The 23,204-nt window shown below is 64.1% G+C and carries 21 protein-coding genes; 20 read left to right on the top strand and 1 reads right to left on the bottom strand.

The genetic code is table 11. The features are described from left to right. Positions 1 to 22: 22 nt before the first annotated feature. Positions 23 to 1,213, bottom strand: a complete 1,191-nt coding sequence (locus AC1RR3_RS37555; RefSeq protein ID WP_492830215.1) for a Rieske 2Fe-2S domain-containing protein — start codon at positions 1,211 to 1,213, stop codon at positions 23 to 25. Positions 1,214 to 1,394: 181 nt separating this feature from the next. Here AC1RR3_RS37555 and AC1RR3_RS37550 point away from each other — a divergent pair, with 181 nt between their 5' ends. The 20 genes from AC1RR3_RS37550 (at position 1,395) to AC1RR3_RS37455 (ending at position 23,198) form a co-directional block, all read left to right on the top strand. Next, on the top strand, positions 1,395 to 1,907 hold the full coding sequence (locus tag AC1RR3_RS37550; protein WP_492830214.1) for a MarR family winged helix-turn-helix transcriptional regulator: 513 nt from the start codon (positions 1,395 to 1,397) through the stop codon (positions 1,905 to 1,907). A gap of 178 nt (positions 1,908 to 2,085) precedes the next feature. Next, on the top strand, positions 2,086 to 4,347 hold the full coding sequence (locus tag AC1RR3_RS37545) for a TonB-dependent siderophore receptor (RefSeq protein ID WP_492830212.1): 2,262 nt from the start codon (positions 2,086 to 2,088) through the stop codon (positions 4,345 to 4,347). 689 nt (positions 4,348 to 5,036) lie between these two features. Further along, complete coding sequence (locus AC1RR3_RS37540; RefSeq protein ID WP_008136158.1) at positions 5,037 to 5,402, top strand: NADH-quinone oxidoreductase subunit A; 366 nt, start codon at positions 5,037 to 5,039, stop codon at positions 5,400 to 5,402. Next, positions 5,393 to 5,980, top strand: coding sequence for a NuoB/complex I 20 kDa subunit family protein (locus AC1RR3_RS37535; RefSeq protein ID WP_492830209.1), 588 nt, complete (start codon positions 5,393 to 5,395; stop codon positions 5,978 to 5,980). Before AC1RR3_RS37540 ends, AC1RR3_RS37535 begins: the two co-directional genes overlap by 10 nt. Positions 5,981 to 5,991: 11 nt before the next feature. Further along, positions 5,992 to 6,606, top strand: coding sequence for an NADH-quinone oxidoreductase subunit C (locus tag AC1RR3_RS37530; protein WP_492830207.1), 615 nt, complete (start codon positions 5,992 to 5,994; stop codon positions 6,604 to 6,606). A 2-nt stretch (positions 6,607 to 6,608) separates the two neighbouring features. Further along, positions 6,609 to 7,805, top strand: a complete 1,197-nt coding sequence (locus tag AC1RR3_RS37525) for an NADH-quinone oxidoreductase subunit D (protein WP_492830206.1) — start codon at positions 6,609 to 6,611, stop codon at positions 7,803 to 7,805. After that, a complete protein-coding gene (locus AC1RR3_RS37520; protein WP_492830205.1) occupies positions 7,805 to 8,767 on the top strand; it encodes an FkbM family methyltransferase in 963 nt (320 codons plus the stop codon). Before AC1RR3_RS37525 ends, AC1RR3_RS37520 begins: the two co-directional genes overlap by 1 nt. Before the next feature lie 11 nt (positions 8,768 to 8,778). Beyond that, complete coding sequence (nuoE, locus tag AC1RR3_RS37515) at positions 8,779 to 9,390, top strand: NADH-quinone oxidoreductase subunit NuoE (RefSeq protein ID WP_492830203.1); 612 nt, start codon at positions 8,779 to 8,781, stop codon at positions 9,388 to 9,390. Continuing rightward, complete coding sequence (locus tag AC1RR3_RS37510; protein ID WP_492830201.1) at positions 9,390 to 9,596, top strand: hypothetical protein; 207 nt, start codon at positions 9,390 to 9,392, stop codon at positions 9,594 to 9,596. The genes nuoE and AC1RR3_RS37510 overlap by 1 nt, the downstream gene beginning before the upstream one ends. Before the next feature lie 15 nt (positions 9,597 to 9,611). Then, positions 9,612 to 10,937 carry an NADH-quinone oxidoreductase subunit NuoF gene (gene nuoF, locus AC1RR3_RS37505; protein WP_492830200.1) on the top strand — a complete coding sequence of 442 codons (1,326 nt, stop codon included), beginning with the start codon at positions 9,612 to 9,614 and terminating at the stop codon, positions 10,935 to 10,937. 5 nt (positions 10,938 to 10,942) lie between these two features. Next, positions 10,943 to 13,018, top strand: a complete 2,076-nt coding sequence (gene nuoG / locus AC1RR3_RS37500; protein WP_492830198.1) for an NADH-quinone oxidoreductase subunit NuoG — start codon at positions 10,943 to 10,945, stop codon at positions 13,016 to 13,018. Positions 13,019 to 13,022: 4 nt separating this feature from the next. After that, positions 13,023 to 14,090, top strand: a complete 1,068-nt coding sequence (nuoH, locus tag AC1RR3_RS37495) for an NADH-quinone oxidoreductase subunit NuoH (protein ID WP_492830196.1) — start codon at positions 13,023 to 13,025, stop codon at positions 14,088 to 14,090. A gap of 14 nt (positions 14,091 to 14,104) precedes the next feature. Further along, on the top strand, positions 14,105 to 14,593 hold the full coding sequence (nuoI, locus tag AC1RR3_RS37490; protein WP_027529879.1) for an NADH-quinone oxidoreductase subunit NuoI: 489 nt from the start codon (positions 14,105 to 14,107) through the stop codon (positions 14,591 to 14,593). Positions 14,594 to 14,727: 134 nt separating this feature from the next. After that, entirely contained in the window at positions 14,728 to 15,366 is a 639-nt protein-coding gene (locus tag AC1RR3_RS37485) for an NADH-quinone oxidoreductase subunit J (RefSeq protein ID WP_492830195.1), read from the top strand. Then, positions 15,363 to 15,671, top strand: coding sequence for an NADH-quinone oxidoreductase subunit NuoK (gene nuoK / locus AC1RR3_RS37480; RefSeq protein WP_008547737.1), 309 nt, complete (start codon positions 15,363 to 15,365; stop codon positions 15,669 to 15,671). The genes AC1RR3_RS37485 and nuoK overlap by 4 nt, the downstream gene beginning before the upstream one ends. Before the next feature lie 8 nt (positions 15,672 to 15,679). Then, the gene (nuoL, locus tag AC1RR3_RS37475; RefSeq protein ID WP_492830192.1) at positions 15,680 to 17,752 is read left to right on the top strand and encodes an NADH-quinone oxidoreductase subunit L; all 2,073 of its coding nucleotides are present in this window, start codon (positions 15,680 to 15,682) and stop codon (positions 17,750 to 17,752) included. Continuing rightward, positions 17,753 to 19,261, top strand: coding sequence for an NADH-quinone oxidoreductase subunit M (locus AC1RR3_RS37470; RefSeq protein ID WP_492830190.1), 1,509 nt, complete (start codon positions 17,753 to 17,755; stop codon positions 19,259 to 19,261). A gap of 22 nt (positions 19,262 to 19,283) precedes the next feature. Beyond that, positions 19,284 to 20,720: an NADH-quinone oxidoreductase subunit NuoN gene (gene nuoN, locus AC1RR3_RS37465; protein WP_492830188.1), complete on the top strand. Its 1,437-nt coding sequence runs from the start codon at positions 19,284 to 19,286 to the stop codon at positions 20,718 to 20,720. Position 20,721: 1 nt separating this feature from the next. Then, positions 20,722 to 21,528, top strand: a complete 807-nt coding sequence (locus tag AC1RR3_RS37460; RefSeq protein ID WP_492830186.1) for a biotin--[acetyl-CoA-carboxylase] ligase — start codon at positions 20,722 to 20,724, stop codon at positions 21,526 to 21,528. After that, positions 21,528 to 23,198, top strand: coding sequence for a ribonuclease J (locus AC1RR3_RS37455; protein WP_492830184.1), 1,671 nt, complete (start codon positions 21,528 to 21,530; stop codon positions 23,196 to 23,198). The genes AC1RR3_RS37460 and AC1RR3_RS37455 overlap by 1 nt, the downstream gene beginning before the upstream one ends. Positions 23,199 to 23,204: the final 6 nt, after the last annotated feature.

Genomic DNA, 23,204 nt, shown 5'->3' with positions numbered 1-23,204 from the left:
AGCCCTGTTTTGAGCTGGCAGATCAGCCCTCGCGGATGTAGTTCCCCGCTTCGAATTCGACCATTGCTGCGCTCGCATCGAAAGAGACGCCGATCGGGTCGCTACCTGCCTCCATCGCCTCGAGCTGTTCCGTCAGCATGCGCCGAATCATCAGGATGCCGCGGTCGCTCTGGCCGAAATGCTCCTCGGAGTGAACGGTCACGGGGCCCTGGCCGACCTGCGCCTCGTAATCGCCGGGGAATTGCTGGTGCTCCTGCTCGGTCATGTCCCACCAGAACTTGCCGTTGAACTTCGAGCGCATGCGGCCGATGTCGCCGGTGTTTTTGACGCGGCCGGCGACGTAGATGCGGAACGACGTGTCGTCGATCGGCAGGGTCCAGCCGATCGACTCGACGCGGGCGAATTGTGCCACGCGCGGGTTCGGCACGACGCGCAGCGTGGGGAGGGCCGCTTCGGTGACGCGGTAAAACACCTTGCCGTCATCCTGCTTGCGGATCGATCGCACCGCGATCCCGCGCGGCGTCTTGTCGAACTTCACCTCGGGCATCGAGGCCATCATGTTAGTGAATTGCGGTCCTGAGAACGAGCCATGCAGCACCGGCACGTGATAGGGATCGACCACGTTCTCGAAATGCTGGAGCCAGTTGCAGGGAATGACTGCCGGGCCGCCGCCGCCGATCGAGGAATCGTCCGCTTCGACGAATTCGCCATCGTCCATGTTCTCGAGGCACTCGTAAGCCGGCAGCACCGGGCGTTTCTCGGCCGGGCCCATATAGGCGAAGATCAGCCCGTAGCGCTCTTCGACCGGGTACCAGGGCTGGCGCACCTTGTCCTTGAACTGGCCGCCGTCGGGCTCGCAGGGCTGCTCCAGGCAATGTCCCTCGGTGTCGAACTTCCAGCCGTGATAGCAGCAGCGGATGCCGTCGTCCTCGACCTTGCCGTAGTAGAGCGTGGTGCCGCGATGGCAGCAGCGGGCGTGCAGGAGGCCGACGCGGCCGTGCTTGTCGCGGAACAGAACCAGATCTTCGCCCAGCGCGCGCACCTTCTTCGGCGTATCGGTGGCGTCACTGATGAGCCCGACCGGATGCCAGTAGCGTCGGAGCAGCTCGCCCATCGGGGTGCCGCGCACGACCGAGGTGAGTTCGTTGCGCGTCTGCGCCGGCTTCATCGCATAGGCCGTACCGAGATCGCGATCCTGCTGAGTGATCGTCATGCTGGTCCTCCCGCTGTGGCCGTGTCGGCCGGGCCTTTTTGATGCCTTGCCCCCTAGTGAAAAATAATTCGATGACAATGTCAACGATCTTCCGAGTGCCTCTTAGTCGCATTTGATGAGGGCGGGGGAGGTTGCGCTACCAGCACTTGGCACGCCCGGGCTTTCTTGGCAGAGGTGGATCATGAGCCAGATATCGAGCAGGGATGGGCAGGCGTCGCCCGATGCGGACGAAAGCGAGCCAGCGCCGATCACCGCGATGCTGTCGTCGCGGCTGATGGTGCTGGCGAACCTGCTCCGGCGCGGCGCCATTCTGCGCTACAAGCGGATTGCCGGATTGTCTTCGGTCGAGTTCGGTCTCGTCGCTTCGCTCGGCAGGCGGCCACCGATGAGCGTGGCGCGGCTGGCTGAAGCGGTCGGTCAGGACAAGGGACAGATCAGCCGGGCGCTCGCGGAACTCGTGTCGCGCAAGCTGATCGCGAAGTCGGCAAATCCGAAGGATAGCCGCGAGGTTCTGGTCTCGCTCACCGACGCCGGCCTCGCCGCGCACGATGCGATCGTCGAAGGCGCGCAGGAGCGCAACCACCGCCTGCTGAAAGATCTGAACGAAGCCCAGTTCGACACGTTGCTGCGGCAGGTCGATGAGCTCACGGCAATTGCCGCCGAGATGCTCGAGAGCGAGAAGAACGCGCGCTGATCTTTCGGCAATCTCCGGACATGTTGGATCGCTTCTAAGAGCCTCTCTAAGAAGCTTTCAATTAGGGAAATCGCGCGCCCTCACATAAGCGTCACCTCAAGCGCATGCCGTCCCGGGACCGGTGGCATGACGCAGCAAAAACATGCAGCTTTGGGGTGGCGCGTTGGACTGTCTTCGTATGCTGCGGTCAGCCGTGTTGGCGACCGCATCCGCTTTCGTATTGGTGCCGCAGGCATCGTTCGCACAATCGTCGACGCAGAATGGCGCGCAAAATCTGCCGTCGGTGACCGTCACCGCGCCGGAAGCACGCCGCCGCCCATCGTCCTCTACCGCGCGTAGCGCGCCGCGACGCGTGGTGCAGACCGCGGGCAGAAACAGGCCGCAACCGCAGCGCAATGCCGGCTTCGTCGAGAGCCCGCGTGGACCGGTGAACGGCTACGTCGCCGGCCGCAGCTCGTCGGGCACCAAGACCAACACGCCGATCATGGAGACGCCGCAATCGGTGTCGGTGATCGGCGCGGAGCAGATCCGCGACCAGAAGCCGAACAAGCTCGACGAGGTGCTGCGCTACACCGCCGGCGTGCGGGCAGGGACCTTCGGCGCCGATACCCGCAACGACTGGTGGCTGATCCGTGGCTTCAAGTCCGACGACATCGGACTGTTCCTCGACGGCATGCAGCTGTTCTACACGTCCTATGCGAGCTGGAAGCTCCAGCCGCCCAACATGGAGCGGGTCGAGGTGCTGCGCGGTCCGTCGGCGGTGCTCTATGGCGGATCGAGCCCGAGCGGCATCGTCAACGTCATCAGCAAGCTGCCGCCGGCCGAGCCGATCCGCTACATCGAGACCGGCGTCAACAATTTCGGCAATGCCTATGTCGGCTTCGACGTCGGCGGTCCCGTCGCGACGCAGCCCGAGAACGGCAAGCAGGATGGCAAGCTGTTCTATCGCGTCGTCGGCCAGATGCAGAACGGCAATACGCAGGTCAACTTCACGCCGGACAACAACTATTTCATCGCGCCGTCCTTCACCTGGAAGCCGGATGCCGATACGACGTTCACCGTGCTCGCGTCGGCCTCGAAGCAGGACACGCGCGGCATCAACTTCCTGCCCTATGTCGGCACGGTGACGAGTGCCTCTTATGGCAAGATCCCGACCAGCTTCTTCGGCGGCGATCCCAGCGTCGACAAGTTCACGCGCGAGCAGGAGATGCTCGGCTACCAGTTCGAGCGCAATCTCACCGACGATCTGACGTTCCGCCAGAATGCGCGCTTTGCCCATATCGACCTGACCTATCGCGGCTATGTCGGCAACGATGCCAACCAGGCGACCGCCACGTTCAATCGCTACAATTGGTATGCGAGAAACACAGCCAACCAGGCCGATCTCGACAACCAGCTGGAGTATCGCTTCAACGCCGGTCCGGTGAAGCACACCATGCTGTTCGGCGTCGATCTGAAGGGGTATCAGATCGACGACTATCAGGCCTTCGGGTTCGGTGTGCCGTCGATCAGCATCTTCAATCCCGTCTATGGGGCAGCCGAAACGCCGCTGCCGACCACGCCGTTCCGCAACTTCCGGATCACGCAGAAGCAGGCCGGCACTTATCTCCAGGACCAGATGAAGCTCGGCAATTTCACGCTGGTGCTGAGCGGGCGCAATGACTGGGTCGAGACGACACAGGTTGCCCGGGACACCGGCGCAAATGTCGCCAGCCGCGATGACAGCAAATTCAGCGGGCGCGCCGGGCTGATCTACAATTTCGACAACGGCATTGCGCCCTACATCTCCTATGCGACGAGCTACAATCCCGTCGTAGGCCTGAACGGCAGCAACCAGCTGCTGCTTCCGGAGACCGGCAAGCAGGCTGAAATCGGCGTGAAGGTGGCACCCAGGGGATTTGATGGCTATTTCACCGCCTCGGTCTTCGACCTGAAGCGCCAGAACGCGCTGACGACCGATCCGTCGAATTCGTTGCTGCAGAACCAGACGGGCGAGGTGACCTCGCGCGGCATCGAGCTCGAAGCGGTGGCCAATGCCACCAAGGAGCTGAAGCTGATTGGCGCTTTCACCGCCTACCATCTCTTCACCAGCAAGGACCTCGATCAGTCGCTGGTCGGCAAGACCCCGACCAACACGCCCGAGATGCTGGTGTCGGGTTGGGCTGACTACACCTTCAAGGACGGACCGCTTGAGGGCTTCGGCTTCGGTGGCGGCGTGCGCTACGTCGGCTCCTCCTGGGCCGATACCGCTAATACGCTCGAAGTGCCCGCGGTCGTGCTCGGCGATCTCGCGCTCCACTACGAATGGCAGAATTGGCGCACGGCCCTCAACGTCATCAACCTGACCGACAAGATCTATGTCGCCAGCTGCGCCTCGGCGACGTCCTGCTTCTACGGCGATCGGCGTCGCGTCACCGCCAGCGTCTCCTACAAATGGTGAGGCGAATGACGAGGAGAGGCGAGGGCAGCTTCGGGCGTCCCTGATCTCGACTGTGTGCCTGTGCTGCCGACCAGACTACCGCTGATCTTCCGCTGGGAGATCGATGGGCTCCTGGCTATGCCCCCCGGCCCGAGCTCATGCGAGCGCGGTGCGTGCGACGACCCAGCAAGTCGCCGCCGCGCTCGCGGCGGCGCTGGGCGCCGATCCGCACCGACACATTCGCCAGACGAACCCCGGTCCGGTCATGACGCATGGCTGGATGCATGGCTGGTCCGACCATCGGCGCCTGTGGATACGTGGGCTTGGCTGCACCTGCTCTGGGGAGCCGGCCAATATGTCGCCTGGGTGACGGCAAGGGCCTTTTGACGGTCATCGCCCAGTCTGGGTGCGCTGCCGCACGAAAAACCCGAGCATTTTGACCCGATGCGAGGCGGCAAGTCGCTGCCGCGGTCTTTGCACCGCAATCTCAGAACCGCAGCCGTGCAAAACGACCGTCACCCTTGCTGGGTTTGGCGATCTGCTCCATACCAGCCGCGGGGTGATTCCGGGATTTCCACCGTTCTGGGGCGGCAAAGGGCCTAAAAAGAGCGTGTCTTGCGCCCATTGGTGCACTGCGCTAAGGCTCAGAATAATTCCAAATCGGGACGAATCCGCGGCTCCCCCGACGTCGCGGGAAAAAGGGCTCGCCAATGAGCGGCATTCTACAGAACTATCTTCCACTCGTCGTCTTCATAGGGGTCGCGGGTCTCATCGGCCTCGTGCTGCTGATCGCGCCGTTCATCGTCGCGTTCCAGCAGCCGGACCCTGAAAAGCTGTCGGCGTATGAGTGCGGCTTCAACGCCTTCGACGACGCCCGTATGAAGTTCGACGTCCGCTTCTATCTGGTCGCCATTCTCTTCATCATCTTCGACCTCGAGGTGGCGTTCCTGTTTCCCTGGGCGGTGGCGTTCGGCAAGCTTGGCGCGACCGGCTTCTGGTCCATGGTGGTGTTCCTCGCCGTGCTGACGGTCGGGTTCGCCTATGAATGGAAGAAAGGGGCACTGGAATGGGATTGAACCCTGCAACGTCCGCCGGTCCGGTGATTGCGCCGGCCCCCAAGGGCATTCTGGATCCGTCGACCGGCCGGCCGGTCGGGGCCAATGATCCGTTCTTCCTCGAGGTCAATTCCGAGCTGTCCGACAAGGGCTTCTTCACGGCTGCGACCGACGACCTCATCACCTGGGCCCGTACCGGCTCGCTGATGTGGATGACCTTCGGTCTCGCCTGCTGCGCCGTCGAGATGATGCAGGTGTCGATGCCGCGCTACGACGTCGAGCGCTTCGGCTTCGCCCCACGTGCCTCGCCGCGCCAGTCCGACGTGATGATCGTCGCGGGTACGCTGACCAACAAGATGGCGCCGGCGCTGCGCAAGGTCTACGACCAGATGCCCGAGCCGCGCTACGTTATCTCGATGGGCTCCTGCGCCAATGGCGGCGGCTATTATCACTATTCCTACTCGGTCGTGCGCGGCTGCGACCGCATCGTGCCGATCGATATCTACGTGCCGGGCTGCCCGCCCACGGCTGAAGCGCTGCTCTACGGGGTGCTGCTGCTGCAGAAGAAGATCCGCCGCACCGGCACCATCGAACGCTAAGGTTTTACGTCATGGACGACGCCAAGCTCGACGCCCTGGGGCAGACGATCGTTAGCGCGCTTCCGGGCGCCGCTCTCGGTCACTCGGTCGCCTTCAGCCAGCTCACGGTTGATGTCGAGGCCGCCAAGATCGTCGAGGTGGTCAAGTACCTCCGCGACGATCCGAGCTGCCGGTTCATCAACTTCACCGACATCACGGCTGCGGACTATCCGTCGCGCGAAAAGCGCTTCGACGTGATCTATCACTTCCTGTCCCCGACGCTGAACGCGCGGATCCGGCTCAAGGCCCAGGCCGACGAGACCACGCAGGTGCCGTCGCTGATCGACGTCTTCCCCGGCGCCGACTGGTTCGAGCGCGAGGCCTACGACCTCTACGGCGTGTTCTTCGTCGGCCATCCCGACATGCGCCGCCTTCTCACGGATTACGGTTTCGAGGGCCATCCGCTGCGCAAGGATTTCCCGACCACCGGTTTCGTCGAGGTCCGCTACGACGACCAGGAGAAGCGGGTGGTGTACGAGCCCGTCCGGCTCAACCAGGAATTCCGCAAGTTCGACTTTTTGTCTCCGTGGGAAGGGGCCGACTATCCGGTCCTTCCAGGCGATGAAAAAGCAGGGCCGAAGGTCTGATCATGAACGAGCAACCCGAAAACCTTCGCAATTTCACCATCAACTTCGGGCCGCAGCATCCGGCTGCGCACGGCGTGCTGCGCCTGGTGCTGGAGCTTGACGGCGAAGTCGTGGCCCGCGTCGATCCCCATATCGGTCTGCTTCACCGCGGTACCGAGAAGCTGATCGAGCAGAAGACCTATCTCCAGGCGATCCCGTATTTCGATCGGCTCGACTACGTCGCGCCGATGAACCAGGAGCATGCCTTCTGCCTCGCAGCGGAAAAGCTGCTGGGCATCGAGGTGCCGCGCCGCGGCCAGCTGATCCGCGTTCTCTATTGCGAGATCGGCCGCATCCTCTCTCACCTGCTCAACGTCACCACGCAGGCGATGGACGTTGGCGCGCTGACCCCGCCGCTGTGGGGCTTCGAAGAGCGCGAAAAGCTGATGGTGTTCTACGAGCGGGCCTCGGGCAGCCGTATGCACGCAGCCTATTTCCGCGTCGGCGGCGTGCATCAGGACCTGCCGCAGAAGCTGGTCGACGACATCGAGGCCTGGTGCGACCCGTTCCTGAGGGTCGTGGACGACCTCGACCGGCTGCTCACCGCCAACCGCATCTTCAAGCAGCGCAACGTCGACATCGGCGTCGTGCCGCTCAAGGAAGCCTGGGAGTGGGGATTCTCGGGCGTGATGGTGCGCGGCTCGGGCGCGGCCTGGGACCTGCGCAAGTCGCAGCCCTATGAGTGCTACGCCGAGATGGATTTCGACATTCCGATCGGCAAGAACGGCGACTGCTACGACCGCTATCTGATCCGCATGGAAGAGATGCGCCAGTCCGTGCGCATCATGAAGCAGTGCATCCAGAAGCTGAACGCGCCCGACGGCAAGGGCCCCGTCGTCGTCGAGGACAACAAGGTCGCACCGCCGCGCCGCGGCGACATGAAGCGCTCGATGGAAGCGCTGATCCACCACTTCAAGCTCTACACCGAAGGCGTCCACGTGCCGGCCGGCGAAGTCTACGCCGCGGTCGAGGCGCCCAAGGGCGAGTTCGGCGTCTATCTGATCTCCGACGGCACCAACAAGCCCTACAAGTGCAAGATCCGCGCGCCGGGCTTTGCCCATCTGCAGGCGATGGACCACATCTGCCGCGGCCATCTGCTCGCCGACGTCTCGGCCATCCTCGGCTCGCTCGACATCGTGTTCGGAGAGGTCGATCGGTGATGGCGCAGGCGCCAATCCAGTTTGACCGTGCCTCGGGGGCCCTTGAAGGGGCCAACCTGTGGGAGCGGACGGCTGCCTTGGCGCTGGTGACGGGATCGAAGATCTCGTCGCACTTCTCGCATATGGGCTACATCGCCTGCGCAAACCTGCTGCGGAAGACGCTGCCCGAGCGCAACATCGCGATCAGGCTCAATCCCGACGCCGTGTTCGAATTCCCCTACGGCGACGGTTACTGGAGCAAGCTGCTCAATCGCTCGTACAACTATGAAGACGAGCTTGAGCTGTTGTTCGCCGACTCCATCGACGTCGACTACACCTTGCTCGATTGCGGCGCCAATTACGGCTACTGGTCGGTGCTGGTGTCGAGCAAGCCGTTCGGCTCGCACAAGGCGATCGCGATCGAACCGTCGGGCCAGAACTATCCGAAGCTCGCCAACAACGCCGGCGTCAATGGCAACCGCTTCGAGACCCTGAAATGCGCGATCGGCGCTTCGCGCGGCACCGCGCGGCTGTCAGGCACCAAGCACGAGGCCTTCAGCATCGCCGGCAATCCGTCTGACGGCGGCGAGGAGGTGCCGGTTCTGGCGCTGGACAACCTCATCGAGGACGGCAAGGTTGCAGGCACCGGCAAATATCTGATCAAGCTCGACGTCGAGGGCGTCGAGATCGAGGCGATCAAGGGCGGCGTCCGGCTGCTTCAGACCGACAGCGTCATCATGTGCGAGGAGCACGGCAGCGACCGCTCTCACGCAGTGTCGCGCTACATCCTCGAACACACCCCGATGAAGCTGATCGTGCTCGATCCGCGCACCAACCGGCTGGAGACGGTGAGCGATCTGTCGATCCTCGACCGCATCAAGGTCTCGACCCACGTCGGCTACAACGTTTTCGGCACCGCAAGCGCATTCTGGCAGGACAGGATCAATGCCCTGAATGCGAAAACCGCGCGCCGTATGCAGTGAGAGATTAAGAGATGTCCGTTCGCCGATTAGCACCGAAGGAAGTCCAGCCCGCGAGCTTTGCGTTCACGGACGAGAACCTCGCGTTCGCCAAGCAGCAGATCGCGAAATATCCGGCCGGCCGCCAGGCCTCCGCCGTCATTGCCATTCTCTGGCGCGTCCAGGAACAGCATGAAGGCTGGGTGTCGGAAGCCGCGATCCGCGCCGTCGCCGATCTGCTCGACATGCCCTATATCCGCGTGCTCGAAGTCGCGACCTTCTACACGATGTTCCAGCTCGCTCCGGTCGGCAAGAAGGCCCACGTCCAGGTTTGCGGCACCACGCCATGCCGCCTGCGCGGCGCCGAGGACCTGATCCACGTCTGCGAGCACCGAATCCATCACGAGCCCTTCCATCTGTCCAAGGACGGCAATTTCAGCTGGGAAGAGGTCGAGTGCCTGGGGGCCTGCGTGAACGCGCCGATGGTGCTGATCGGCAAGGACACGTACGAGGACCTGACCAAGGAGAGCTTCGGCAAGGTGCTCGACGGATTCGCTTCCGGCAATCCGCCGAAGCCCGGTCCGCAGAACGGCCGCCAGTTCTCGGCGCCGACGGGCGGACCGACGACGCTGAAGGAGATCACCTGATGCGTGATCTCTCGTCATCGAAAGTGGAGGGGAGCGGCGCCGTGACGAAGTGGGGCTTCATCGCGATGCACGCCGCGGGCGCGGCCGTTTTCATGTACCTGCTGCAGCGTTTCACCATGAACGCGTCGCAGGAATCCAGTCTGCTCTGGGCGCTGACCTTCGCTGTCTGCGCCGCCGGACTTGCCTACAAGCAGTCCAATCGTTGATCGGAAAGCACTGATATGCTCGAGGACAAGGACCGCATCTTCAAGAACCTCTACGGCCTCCACGATTGGGGGCTCGAGGGCGCGCGGCGCCGTGGCGCCTGGGATGGTACCAAGACTATCATCGACAAGGGCCGCGACTGGATCATCAACGAGATGAAGGCCTCTGGCCTGCGCGGCCGCGGCGGCGCCGGCTTCCCGACCGGTCTTAAATGGTCCTTCATGCCGAAGGAATCGACCGACGGCCGTCCGAGCTATCTCGTCGTCAACGCCGACGAATCCGAGCCCGGCACCTGCAAGGATCGCGAGATCATGCGGCACGATCCGCATCTGCTGATCGAGGGCTGCCTGATCGCGAGCTGCGCGATGAACGCGCATGCCTGCTACATCTATGTCCGCGGCGAATTCATCCGCGAGCGCGAGCATCTCCAGGCCGCGATCGACCAGGCCTATGAGGCCAAGCTGGTCGGCAAGGACAACGTCAACGGCTGGCCGTTCGACATCTACGTCGCGCACGGCGCCGGCGCCTATATCTGCGGCGAGGAAACCGCGCTGCTCGAAAGCCTCGAGGGCAAGAAGGGCCAGCCGCGCCTGAAGCCGCCGTTCCCGGCCAATGTCGGCCTGTTCGGCTGCCCGACCACCGTCAACAACGTCGAGTCGATTGCGGTTGCGCCCGATATTCTGCGCCGCGGCGCGGCCTGGTTCGCCGGCATCGGCCGTCCGAACAATGTCGGCACCAAGCTGTTCTGCATCTCGGGCCATGTCGAGCGGCCCTGCAACGTCGAAGAAGCCATGGGCATTCCGTTCCGTGAGCTGATCGAGAAGCATTGCGGCGGCATCCGCGGCGGCTGGGACAACCTCAAGGCCGTGATCCCCGGCGGCTCGTCGGTGCGCATGGTGCCGGCCGAGCAGATCATCGACACGCCGATGGATTTCGACAGCTTGAGCAAGCTGCGCTCGGGTCTCGGCACCGCGGCCGTGATCGTGATGGACAAGTCCACCGATTTGATCCGCTCGATCGCCCGCATCTCCTATTTCTACAAGCATGAGAGCTGCGGCCAGTGCACGCCGTGCCGCGAAGGCACCGGGTGGATGTGGCGCGTGCTCACCCGCATGGCCGATGGCCGCGCCCACAAGCGCGAGATCGACATGCTGCTGGAAGTCACCAAGCAGGTCGAAGGCCACACCATCTGCGCGCTCGGCGACGCAGCGGCGTGGCCGATCCAGGGCCTGATCGCGCATTTCCGTCACGAGATCGAAGCGCGCATCGATGAGTATTCGCACAAGGCTGACATCGACGATATCGGCGTCCGCGATCCCGTGAACATGGTCGCGGCGGAGTAAGAGACATGACCAAGCTCATCATCGACGGCAAAGAGATCGATGTCCCCGCCGAATACACGCTGCTTCAGGCGTGCGAGGCGGCCGGCGCCGAGATTCCGCGCTTCTGCTATCACGAGCGGCTGTCGATCGCCGGCAATTGCCGGATGTGCCTCGTCGAAGTGAAGGGCGGCCCGAAGCCGGTCGCAAGCTGCGCCTGGGGTGTGCGTGATTGCCGTCCGGGTCCCAAGGGCGAGCCGCCGGAAATCTCGACCCGCTCGCCGATGGTGAAGAAGGCACGCGAAGGCGTGATGGAATTCCTTCTCATCAACCATCCGCTGGACTGCCCGATCTGCGACCAGGGCGGCGAGTGCGATCTTCAGGACCAGGCGATGGGCTATGGTGTCGACACCAGCCGCTTCGCCGAGAACAAGCGCGCCGTCGAGGACAAGTATCTCGGCGCGCTGGTCAAGACCTCGATGAACCGCTGCATCCAGTGCACCCGCTGCGTCCGCTTTTCGGCGGAAGTGGCCGGCGCCCCCGAGATGGGCGCCACCGGCCGCGGCGAGGACATGGAGATCACGACCTATCTCGAGCACGCGCTGACATCGGAATTGCAGGGCAATCTCGTCGACATCTGTCCGGTGGGCGCCCTGACCTCGAAGCCGTATGCTTTCGCCGCGCGCCCCTGGGAGCTCGGCAAGACCCAGTCGATCGACGTCATGGACGGTGTCGGATCGGCGATCCGCGTCGACACCCGCGGCCGTGAGGTGATGCGCGTGCTGCCGCGCATCAACGAGGCCGTGAACGAGGAGTGGATCTCCGACAAGACCCGCCACGTCGTTGACGGCCTGCGCACCCAGCGCCTCGACCGGCCCTATATTCGCGAAGCCGGCAAGCTGCGCGCGGCAAGCTGGACCGAGGCCTTCGCTGCGATCGCCTCCAAGGCGGCACGCACCGACGGCAAGCGCATCGGCGCGATCGCCGGCGACCTCGCCGGTGTCGAGGAGATGTTCGCGCTGAAGGATCTCTTGTCCAAGTACGGCTCGAGCAATCTGGCGGTGCAGGGCGGCGACGCCTTCGATCCCGCGCTCGGCCGCAGCTCCTACATCTTCAACCCGACCCTCGTCGGTGTCGAGCAGGCCGATGCGCTGCTCATCATCGGCGCAAATCCGCGCAAGGAAGCGGCGGTGTTCAACGCCCGCATCCGCAAGCGCTGGCGGGCCGGCGGCTTCAAGGTCGGCGTGATCGGCGCCAAGGTCGATCTGACCTATGATTACGATCATCTCGGCGCAGGCACCGAGACCCTCGGCGAGCTCGCGGCCGGCAAGCACTCCTTCATGGACGTGCTGAAGAACGCTGAGAAACCGATCATCCTGGTCGGCGCAGGCGCGGCCTCGCGTCACGACGGCGCCGCCATTCTCGCCGCCGCCGCCAAGCTCGCGCTCGACGTCGGTGCGCTCAAGGACGGCTGGAACGGCTTTGGCGTGCTGCACGAGACCGCCTCGCGCGTCGGCGCGCTCGATATCGGCTTCACCGCGTCGACGGGTGGCCTGAACGCCGCGCAGATGACGACGTTCGGCACGCTGGACCTGTTGTTCCTGCTCGGCGCCGACGAGATCAAGGCGCCGGATGGCACCTTCGTCGTCTATATCGGCACCCATGGTGACCGCGGCGCCCATCGCGCCGACGTGATCCTGCCGGCGGCCGCCTACACCGAGAAGTCCGCGATCTACGTCAACACCGAAGGCCGCGTGCAGATGACCGGCCGTGCCGCGTTCCCGCCGGGCGAAGCCCGCGAGGACTGGGCGATCGTCCGCGCGCTGTCGGAAGCGCTCGGCAAGAAGCTCGGCTATGACTCTCTCTCGGCCCTGCGTCAGGCGATCTTCAAGGCCGTGCCGCACCTGATCCGTCTCGACCAGATCGAGGCCGGCTCTGCCGACCAGATCAAGAAGCTGGCGGGGAAGGGCGGTTCGCCCGAGAAGGCGCCGTTCAAGCCGCTGGTCGAGGATTTCTATTTGACCAACCCAATCGCGCGTGCGTCCGCCGTGATGGCGGAATGCTCGCGGCTTGCCTCCGGGCAGATGCTGACCGCAGCGGAGTGAGCTGATGGAATTCTTCGAAAGCGCATTCTGGACCGGTTTCCTCTGGCCGCTGATCATCATGATCGCGGAGAGCGTCCTGGTGCTCGTCGTGCTGCTGGTCGCGATCGCCTATATCCTGCTGGCCGACCGCAAGATCTGGGCGGCGGTGCAGATCCGCCGCGGCCCGAACGTGGTCGGCCCCTGGGGCCTGCTGCAATCCTTCGCCGACCTGCTGAAGTTCGTGCTGAAGGAGCCGATCATTCCGGCCGGCGCCAACAAGGGCGTGTTCCTCCTGGCTCCCTTGGTCTCATGCGTGCTCGCGCTGGCGGCCTGGGCGGTGATCCCGACCAATCTCGGCTGGGTGATCTCCGACATCAATGTCGGCGTCCTCTTCATCTTCGCGATCTCGTCGCTGTCGATCTACGGCATCATCATGGCCGGCTGGTCGTCGAACTCGAAATACCCGTTCCTGGCCGCGCTGCGCTCGGCGGCGCAGATGGTGTCTTATGAAGTCTCGATCGGCTTCGTCATCATCACCGTGCTGCTCTGCGCCGGCACGCTGAACCTGTCGGCCGTGGTCGAGGCCCAGCATGCACGCGGCCTTGCCAGCCTGATCGGGCTGCCGCAGCTCACCATCCTGAACTGGTATGTGTGGCCGCTGTTCCCGATGTTCGTGATCTTCTACGTCTCGGCGCTGGCGGAAACCAACCGTCCGCCCTTCGACCTCGTCGAAGCTGAATCCGAGCTCGTCGCCGGCTTCATGGTCGAATACGGCTCGACGCCGTATCTGCTGTTCATGCTCGGCGAATACGTCGCGATCGTCACGATGTGCGCGCTGGCGACGATCCTGTTCCTCGGCGGCTGGCTGCCGCCGGTGGACCTGCCGCCCTTCAACTGGGTGCCGGGGATCATCTGGTTCTCGCTCAAAGTCTTCTTCATGTTCTTCCTGTTCGCGATGGCAAAGGCGATTGTGCCGCGCTACCGCTACGACCAACTGATGCGTCTCGGCTGGAAGGTGTTCCTGCCGCTGTCGCTGGCGATGGTGATCGTGGTGGCCGGTGTGCTGCATTTCGCCGGCATCGCGCCGAAGTGAGGGCCGTCATGGGTATCAATATCAACGCCACTGCACGCTCGCTTCTGCTGTCGGAATTCGTCTCGGCGTTCTTCCTCGCCATGCGCTATTTCTTCCAGCCGAAGCCGACGCTGAACTATCCGTTCGAGAAGGGCCCGATCTCGCCGCGGTTTCGTGGCGAGCACGCGCTGCGCCGCTATCCGAACGGCGAAGAACGCTGCATCGCCTGCAAGCTGTGCGAGGCGATCTGCCCGGCGCAGGCCATCACCATCGAGGCCGGCCCGCGCCGCAACGACGGCACCCGCCGCACCGTGCGCTACGACATCGACATGGTGAAGTGCATCTATTGCGGCCTCTGCCAGGAGGCCTGTCCGGTCGATGCCATCGTCGAAGGTCCGAACTTCGAGTTCGCGACCGAGACCCGCGAGGAACTGTTCTATGACAAGGCCAAGCTGCTCGCCAATGGCGACCGCTGGGAACGCGAGATCGCAAAAGCGATCGAGCTCGACGCGCCGTACCGGTGAGATGAGAGCATGATCCTTCCCGCCATCCTTTCGTCATTCCGGGGCGCGCGAAGCGCGAACCCGGAATCTCGCGCCACAATCTCTGGATTCCGGGTTCGCGCCGGCGCGCGCCCCGGAATGACGGGAGTTTCTCGATGATCCTTCCCGCGCTGTTCTTCTATCTCTTCGCCGGCGTCTGCGTCGCCTCGGCGGTGATGGTGATTGTCTCGCGCAATCCCGTGCACTCCGTGCTGTTTCTGATTCTGGCCTTCGTCAACGCCTCCGGCCTGTTCGTGCTGATGGGCGCCGAATTCCTCGGCATGATGCTGATCGTCGTCTATGTCGGCGCGGTCGCGGTGCTGTTCCTGTTCGTGATCATGATGCTCGACGTCGACTTCCTCGAGCTGCGCGAGGGCTTCATCGAGTACCTCCCGGTCGGCCTCGTGATCGGCGGCATCTTCCTGTTCGAGCTGCTGCTCACCGTCGGCTTCTGGGTCATCAACCCCGGCGTCGCCAAGACCATCACGGCGGCGATCCCGACCAACGTCTCCAACACCGAGGCGCTCGGGCTGGTGCTCTATACGAAGTACATCCACTACTTCCAGCTCTCGGGCATGGTGCTGCTGGTCGCCATGATCGGCGCCATCGTGCTGACGCTGCGCCACAAGGCGAGCGTGAAGCGGCAGGACATCAACGTTCAGAACGCGCGCACGCCTGAGATGGCGATGGCGATGCGGAAGGTGGCGCCGGGGCAGGGGCTCTCGGATGCCGATGCGGCGGAGTGGGTGAAATGACGATCGGGCTCGGACATTACCTGGCGGTCGGCGCGATCCTGTTCACGCTCGGGATCCTCGGCATCTTCCTGAACCGCAAGAACATCATCGTCATCCTGATGTCGATCGAGCTGATCCTGCTCTCGGTCAACATCAACCTCGTCGCGTTCTCGACCTTCCTCGGCGACATCGTCGGCCAGGTCTTCGCGCTTCTGGTGCTCACCGTCGCGGCTGCTGAAGCTGCGATCGGTCTCGCCATCCTGGTGGTCTATTTCCGCAACCGCGGCTCAATCGCGGTTGAGGACGTCAATCTGATGAAGGGCTGAGCTCAGTCATGGTTCAGGCAATCGTTTTCCTGCCGCTCCTGGGCGCCATCTTGGCCGGCCTGATCGCGCTGTTCGGCGCACATGCCCGTAACCCCTCCGGCGACGAGGTCGAGCATCACGGCGATCATGGCCACGGCGACGCTCATGCGTCGGCGGCCCATGATGACCATGGCCACGACGATCACGCCCATGACGACCACGGCCCGGCCGAGCCGGCCGCGGCGGGGTCGCGCGGAGCGGAACTGATCACCACGGCACTGCTGTTCGTGTCGGCGGCGCTGTCGTGGATGACGCTGGTCGATGTCGGCTTCATGCACCACGACGTCAGGATCCAGCTGCTGCCCTGGATCTTCTCCGGTGACCTCCAGGTCTACTGGACGCTGCGGGTCGACACGCTCACCGCCGTGATGCTGGTGGTGGTGACGACCGTGTCCTCGCTCGTGCACCTCTATTCCATCGGCTACATGGACGAGGATCCGAACCGGCCGCGCTTCTTCGGCTATCTCTCGCTGTTCACCTTCGCCATGCTGATGCTGGTGACGGCCGACAACCTGGTGCAGCTGTTCTTCGGCTGGGAAGGCGTGGGTCTGGCCAGCTACCTGCTGATCGGCTTCTGGTACCAGAAGCCGTCGGCGAACGCTGCCGCCATCAAGGCCTTCGTGGTCAACCGCGTCGGTGACTTTGGTTTTGCGCTCGGCATTTTCGCGATCTTCATGCTGACCGCCTCGACGGATTTCGAGACGATCTTCCATGCTGCGCCGAGCCTCACCGGCAAGACCATCGACTTCCTCGGCTGGCACGCCGACGCGCTGACCCTGACCTGCCTGCTGCTGTTCATGGGCGCGATGGGCAAGTCGGCGCAGTTCCTGCTGCACACCTGGTTGCCGGACGCGATGGAAGGCCCGACACCGGTGTCGGCGCTGATCCACGCCGCGACCATGGTCACCGCCGGCGTCTTCATGGTAGCGCGCCTGTCGCCGCTGTTCGAGCTCGCCCCGACCGCGCAGGCCGTCGTGATGTTCTTCGGCGCCACGACCGCGTTCTTCGCCGCGACCATCGGCCTCGTGCAGAACGACATCAAGCGCATCGTCGCCTACTCGACCTGTTCGCAGCTCGGCTACATGTTCGTGGCGATGGGAGCAGGGGCCTATTCGGTCGGCATGTTCCATCTGTTCACGCACGCCTTCTTCAAGGCGCTGCTGTTCTTGGGCTCCGGCTCGGTGATCTACGCGATGCACCACGAGCAGGACATCCGCAACATGGGCGGCCTCTGGAAGAAGATCCCCTACACCTATGCGGTGATGGTGGTCGGCACCTTGGCCCTGACCGGCTTCCCGCTGACGGCCGGTTACTTCTCCAAGGACGCGATCATCGAAGCCGCTTACGCCTCGCACAACCCGTTCGCGGTGTACGGTTTCCTGATGACGATCGTGGCGGCAGGCCTGACCTCGTTCTACTCCTGGCGCCTGATCTTCAAGACCTTCCACGGCGAGCCGCATGACGAGCATCACTACGAGGCCGCGCATGAGGCCCCGATCTGGATGCTGATCCCGATCGGCGTGCTCGCGGTCGGCTCGATCGTCGCGGGCTTCCCGTTCAAGGAATTGTTCGCCGGTCACGGCATCGAGGAGTTCTTCCGCGAATCCGTGAAGATGAACCCGCACATCATCGAGGAGATGCACCACATCCCCGAGCACATCGCCTTCCTGCCGACGGTGATGATGGTGCTGGGCTTCCTGGTGTCGTATCTGTTCTATATCCGCCGGCCGTATCTGCCGGTCGAGCTCGCGAACACGCAGCCGATGCTGTACCAGTTCCTGCTCAACAAATGGTACTTCGACGAGCTGTACGACCTCATCTTCGTCCGTCCGGCGAAGTGGATCGGTTACCAGCTCTGGAAGAAGGGCGACGGCTTCATCATCGACGGCCTGGGCCCCGACGGCATCTCGGCCCGCGTGCTGGACGTCACCCGCAACGTCGTGAAGATCCAGACCGGCTATCTCTACCACTACGCCTTCGCCATGCTGATCGGTGCCGCCGGCCTGATCACCTGGTTCATGTTCGGCTTTGGAGGCCAGTAAATGACAACCTGGCCAATTCTTTCGGTCACGACGTTCCTGCCATTGGTCGGCGCGCTGATCGTCTATTTGAGCCGCGGCGATGACGAAGTGGCGCGGCGCAATTCGCGCTGGATCGCGCTCTGGACCACGCTGATCACCTTCGCGGTGTCGGTGATCCTGGTCATGCGCTTCGATCCCAACAACGCCGACTTCCAGTTCGTCGAGAAGGCGAGCTGGCTTGCCACCGGCATCACCTACCATATGGGCGTGGACGGCATCTCGCTGCCGCTGGTGATCCTGACCACCGCGATCATGCCGTTCTGCATCATCGCGAGCTGGAAGGCGATCACCAACCGCGTTCGTGAATATATGATGGCGTTCCTGATCCTGGAAACGCTGATGATCGGCACCTTCTCGGCGCTCGATCTCGTGCTGTTCTATTTGTTCTTCGAGGGCGGCCTGATCCCGATGTTCCTGATCATCGGCGTCTGGGGCGGCCCGCGCCGGGTCTACGCCTCCTTCAAGTTCTTCCTCTACACGCTGCTCGGCTCGGTGCTGATGCTGCTCGCCATCATGGCGCTGTACTGGAACGGCGGCACCACCGACATCCCGACCCTGATGCACACTGCCGTGCCGCGGTCGTTGCAGACCTGGGCCTGGCTTGCCTTCTTCGCCTCGTTTGCGGTGAAGATGCCGATGTGGCCGGTGCACACCTGGCTTCCCGACGCGCACGTCGAGGCGCCGACGGCAGGCTCCGTGGTCCTCGCCGCGATCCTGCTGAAGATGGGCGGCTACGGCTTCCTGCGCTTCTCGCTGCCGATGTTCCCGCTGGCGTCGCACGACTTCGCGCCGCTGGTGTTCACGCTCTCGGCCATCGCCATCATCTACACCTCGCTGGTGGCCTTGATGCAGGAGGACATGAAGAAGCTGATCGCGTACTCGTCAGTGGCGCATATGGGCTTCGTCACCATGGGCATCTTCGCCGGCACCATGCAGGGCGTCGCCGGCGGCGTGTTCCAGATGATCTCGCACGGCATCGTCTCCGGCGCGCTGTTCCTCTGCGTCGGCGTCGTCTACGACCGCCTGCACACCCGCGAGATCGCGGCCTATGGCGGCCTCGTCAACCGGATGCCGCTCTATGCGCTGACCTTCATGGTCTTCACCATGGCCAATGTCGGCCTGCCCGGCACCTCCGGCTTCGTCGGCGAGTTCATGACGCTGCTCGGCACCTTCAAGGTCTCGATCCCGACCGCGTTCTTCGCCACCTTCGGCGTGATCCTGTCGGCGGGCTACGCGCTCTGGCTGTACCGCAAGGTCGTGTTCGGAGCGCTGGTGAAGCCGTCGCTGGCGAGCATGAAGGATCTCACCCTGCGCGAATGCGTGACGCTGTTCCCGCTGATCGCGCTGACGATCCTGTTCGGCGTCTATCCGAAGCCGGTGCTCGACATGTCGGCCGCCTCGGTCCAGCAACTCGTCAACAATTACAACACCGCTGTGACGGCCGTGAAGGCCGCCGCACTGCTCCATTGATCGGGCAGGTCAGGATATCGCCATGAGCTTTTCGACTGCAGGTTATCAACTGGCGCCGGTGCTGCCCGAGCTCGTGCTCGCGGTCGGCGCCATGGCGCTTCTGATGCTCGGGGCCTATCGCGGGCAGGAGACCACCAAGACGGTCACCACGCTGGCGGTGCTGCTCCTGGTCGTGGTCGGCGTGCTCGAATACACGCTGCCCGCGGGCAAGCAGGTCACCTTCGGCGGCAGCTTCATCATAGACGATTTCGCCCGCTTCATGAAGATCCTGGCCCTGATCGGCTCGGCGGTGACGCTGGTGCTGTCGACCGAGTTCCTGTCCGATCCCTCCCGCCGCATCTTCGAATACGCCATCCTGGTGCTGCTCTCGACGCTCGGCATGATGGTGCTGATCTCGGCCGGCGATCTGATCTCGCTCTATCTCGGCCTTGAGCTGATGTCGCTCGCGCTCTACGTCGTGGCGGCCTCGAACCGCGACAACGCAAAGTCGACCGAAGCCGGCCTGAAGTATTTTGTGCTCGGCGCGCTGTCCTCGGGCATGCTGCTCTACGGCTCGTCGCTGGTCTACGGATTTACCGGGACGGTGACCTTCTCAGGCATCGCGGCAGCCGCCACCGCCTCGAATATCGGCCTCGTCTTCGGCCTGGTCTTCCTGCTCGCCGGCCTCTGCTTCAAGGTCTCGGCCGTGCCGTTCCACATGTGGACGCCTGACGTTTACGAGGGCGCGCCGACGCCGGTCACCGCCTTCTTCGCCTCGGCGCCGAAGGTGGCCGCGCTCGCCGTCTTCACCCGCGTCACGCTCACCGCATTCCCGGGCATCGTTTCGCAGTGGCAGCAGATCCTGGTGTTCGTGGCGATCGCCTCGATGGTGCTCGGCTCCTTCGCCGCGATCGGCCAGACCAACATCAAGCGCCTGATGGCGTATTCCTCGATCGGCCACATGGGCTTTGCACTGGTCGGCCTTGCCTCCGGCACGGTGGAGGGCGCGCAGGGCGTCTTGATGTACATCGTGATCTATGTCGCGATGACGCTCGGCTCGTTCTCGGTCATCCTCGCGATGAAGCGCAATGGCCAGGCCGTCGAGAGGATCAGCGACTTCGCGGGTCTCTCCCGGACCAACCCGCTGCTCGCCTTCATGTTCGCGATGCTGCTGTTCTCGCTCGCCGGCATCCCGCCGCTCGCCGGATTCTTCGCAAAATGGTACGTGTTCGTCGCCGCCATCAAGGCGAACCTGTTCACGCTCGCCGTGATCGGCGTGCTCTCGAGCGTCGTGGGCGCCTACTATTATCTCACCATCGTCAAGACGATGTACTTCGACGAGCCGGCCGGTCAGGTCGATCCGATGCGCATCGAGGTGAAGACGGTGCTGGCGGTTTCGGGCCTGTTCACCATCCTGTTCGCGCTGTTCGCGGGGCCGGTGGTGAGCGTCGCCTCCGCCGCCGCCAAGTCGCTGTTCTAGGATGGGGTTCGCGCTCGGTCCTCGCGCACTCCAGGCGGGCTACAAGCTCGCCGCTTTCGAACGGACCGGCTCGACCAATACCGACGCGATCGAGCACGCGAGGGCCGGCGAACGCGGCCCGATGTGGTTCGTGACGTCAGACCAGACCGCCGGCCGCGGCCGCCGCAAGCGCGCCTGGATCGCGCCAAAGGGCAATCTCGCCGCCAGCGTCCTCGAGATCCTGGACGTCGCCCCTGCGGTTGCCGCCACCATCGGCTTTGCCGCGGGGCTGGCGGAGGAGGCCGCGCTGGAGAAGGTCAGCCTCGAGGCCGCGCTGCGGCTTGGTCCCGACCGTCCCCGCTACGCCCTGAAATGGCCGAACGACATCCTCGCCAATGGCAAGAAGCTGGTCGGCATCGGCCTGGAGGCCGAGGCCATCGATGATCGCCTCGCCATCGTCGTCGGCATCGGCACCAATGTCGTGGGGGCGCCGGAAGGCACTCCGACGCCTGCCGTTTCGCTGGCTGCGCTCGGCGTCCAGATCAGCGCGGAAGAACTGTTCTCGGCGCTATCGGACGCCTGGGTCGAGTTCCGTGGTATCTGGGACAATGGCCGCGGCTTTGCCGAGATCCGCAGGCTCTGGCTGGAGCGGGCTGCCGGCCTCGGCGAGCGGGTCGCGATCAACACGGGGACGATGACGCTGGAAGGCATCTTTGACACGATCGACGACACCGGCTGCCTGATCGTCCGTACCGCTGACGGCCGACGCCTGCCGGTGGCGGCCGGTGAGGTGTTCTTCGGTTCGGCCGCCTCCGTGGGAGCTGCGTGATGGCAAGGCCTGACGAACTGGTATTTGCGCCGCTTGGCGGCGTCGGCGAGATCGGCATGAACCTGTCGATCTACGGCCTCGGCAACCGCCAGCAGCGCGCCTGGCTGGCGGTCGATCTCGGCGTCTCCTTCGGCGACGAGGAGCATCTGCCGGGCATCGACCTGATCATGCCCGACATCAGCTTCCTGGAGAAGGAACGCAAGAACCTGATGGGCCTGGTGCTCACGCACGCCCATGAAGACCATTTCGGCGCCATCATCGACCTCTGGCCGAAGCTGAAATGCCCGATCTATGCGACCCAGTTCAGCGCCGCGCTGTTCGAGGCCAAACTTGCGGCCGAGCGCAACGCGCCGAAGATCCCGGTGACGGTGGTCCCATCAGGCGGGCGCGTCGATATCGGCCCGTTCAACGTCGAGTTCATCCCGGTCGCGCATTCGATTCCGGAATCGCACGCGCTGGCGATCCACACCGAGGTCGGCACGGTGCTGCACACCGGCGACTGGAAGATCGACCCGACCCCGATCATCGGCCGTCCGACCGACGAAAAGCGGCTGCGCGAATTGGGCGATGCGGGCGTGCTCGCCCTGATCGGCGATTCCACCAACGCCGTGCGCGATGGCCGCTCGCCCTCGGAAGCGGAGGTCGCCAAGACCATTGCCGGGTTGGTCAAGGCCGCCAAGGGCAGGGTTGCCGTGACGACCTTTGCCTCCAATGTCGCGCGCATCAAGGCTGTCGCCGACGCCGCCAAGGCGGCCGACCGCGAGGTCGTCGTGGTCGGGCGTGCCATGGACCGGGTGTCGCAGGTCGCGCGCGAGACCGGCTATCTCGACGGCGTGCAGAACTTCCGCTCGATCGACGTCTACGGCCATCTGCCGCAGGACAAGGTGCTGGCGCTCTGCACCGGCAGCCAGGGCGAGGCCCGCGCGGCGCTGGCGCGCATCGCCAATGACGACCATCCCGAGATCACCCTCAACCGCGGCGATTGCGTGATCTTCTCCTCGCGCACCATTCCAGGCAACGAGAAGGCGGTCGGCTCGATCATCAACAATCTGGTGCTCCAGGGCGTCGAAGTCATCACCGACCGCGATCATCTGGTCCACGTCTCCGGCCATCCCCGCCGCGACGAGTTGCGCGACATGATTTCCTGGGTGAAGCCGCAGCTCCTGATCCCGGTCCACGGCGAGGCGCTGCACCTGCACGAGCACGCCAAGCTGGCGCGCGCCGCCGGCGTGCCGCGCGTGCTGGTCGTCCGCAATGGCGACTTGATCAAGCTCGGCCCGGGCGATCCCGGCGTCATCGGCGAAGTGCCCTCCGGCCGTCTCTACAAGGACGGCACGATCCTGGAGGACTCCAAGTCCCGCGCGGTGGCTGAGCGGCGCAAGCTGGCGTTTTCCGGCTGCGCCTTCGTGGCCGTCGCCATGACCGAGCAGGGCGAGCTTGTCGACGATCCCGAAGTCGATCTCATCGGCATTCCCGAAAAGAACAGGGCCGGCGAGCCCTTTGACGATTTGGTCTTCGACGCCGTGGTCTCCACCATCGAGGGCCTGCCGAAGGCGCGCCGCCGCGATGCGGATGCTCTGGCCGAGTCGGTGCGACGCGCTGTCCGGGCGGTCATCAACGAACATTGGGGCAAAAAGCCCCCCTGTCTGGTACACGTCCTGACAGTGTAAGGGAGA

This window comes from Bradyrhizobium sp. GW821-FHT13H05 (assembly GCF_058804065.1).
The sequence above is the reverse complement of the archived record's forward strand: the minus strand, read 5'-3'. Positions and strand labels throughout refer to the sequence as shown.

Coding starts and splice junctions, on each gene's coding strand:
- AC1RR3_RS37555 (WP_492830215.1), bottom strand. CDS start 1,213: ATGACGATCACTCAGCAGGATCGCGATCTCGGTACGGCCTATGCGATG.
- AC1RR3_RS37550 (WP_492830214.1), top strand. CDS start 1,395: ATGAGCCAGATATCGAGCAGGGATGGGCAGGCGTCGCCCGATGCGGAC.
- AC1RR3_RS37545 (WP_492830212.1), top strand. CDS start 2,086: ATGCTGCGGTCAGCCGTGTTGGCGACCGCATCCGCTTTCGTATTGGTG.
- AC1RR3_RS37540 (WP_008136158.1), top strand. CDS start 5,037: ATGAGCGGCATTCTACAGAACTATCTTCCACTCGTCGTCTTCATAGGG.
- AC1RR3_RS37535 (WP_492830209.1), top strand. CDS start 5,393: ATGGGATTGAACCCTGCAACGTCCGCCGGTCCGGTGATTGCGCCGGCC.
- AC1RR3_RS37530 (WP_492830207.1), top strand. CDS start 5,992: ATGGACGACGCCAAGCTCGACGCCCTGGGGCAGACGATCGTTAGCGCG.
- AC1RR3_RS37525 (WP_492830206.1), top strand. CDS start 6,609: ATGAACGAGCAACCCGAAAACCTTCGCAATTTCACCATCAACTTCGGG.
- AC1RR3_RS37520 (WP_492830205.1), top strand. CDS start 7,805: ATGGCGCAGGCGCCAATCCAGTTTGACCGTGCCTCGGGGGCCCTTGAA.
- nuoE (WP_492830203.1), top strand. CDS start 8,779: ATGTCCGTTCGCCGATTAGCACCGAAGGAAGTCCAGCCCGCGAGCTTT.
- AC1RR3_RS37510 (WP_492830201.1), top strand. CDS start 9,390: ATGCGTGATCTCTCGTCATCGAAAGTGGAGGGGAGCGGCGCCGTGACG.
- nuoF (WP_492830200.1), top strand. CDS start 9,612: ATGCTCGAGGACAAGGACCGCATCTTCAAGAACCTCTACGGCCTCCAC.
- nuoG (WP_492830198.1), top strand. CDS start 10,943: ATGACCAAGCTCATCATCGACGGCAAAGAGATCGATGTCCCCGCCGAA.
- nuoH (WP_492830196.1), top strand. CDS start 13,023: ATGGAATTCTTCGAAAGCGCATTCTGGACCGGTTTCCTCTGGCCGCTG.
- AC1RR3_RS37485 (WP_492830195.1), top strand. CDS start 14,728: ATGATCCTTCCCGCGCTGTTCTTCTATCTCTTCGCCGGCGTCTGCGTC.
- nuoK (WP_008547737.1), top strand. CDS start 15,363: ATGACGATCGGGCTCGGACATTACCTGGCGGTCGGCGCGATCCTGTTC.
- nuoL (WP_492830192.1), top strand. CDS start 15,680: ATGGTTCAGGCAATCGTTTTCCTGCCGCTCCTGGGCGCCATCTTGGCC.
- AC1RR3_RS37470 (WP_492830190.1), top strand. CDS start 17,753: ATGACAACCTGGCCAATTCTTTCGGTCACGACGTTCCTGCCATTGGTC.
- nuoN (WP_492830188.1), top strand. CDS start 19,284: ATGAGCTTTTCGACTGCAGGTTATCAACTGGCGCCGGTGCTGCCCGAG.
- AC1RR3_RS37460 (WP_492830186.1), top strand. CDS start 20,722: ATGGGGTTCGCGCTCGGTCCTCGCGCACTCCAGGCGGGCTACAAGCTC.
- AC1RR3_RS37455 (WP_492830184.1), top strand. CDS start 21,528: ATGGCAAGGCCTGACGAACTGGTATTTGCGCCGCTTGGCGGCGTCGGC.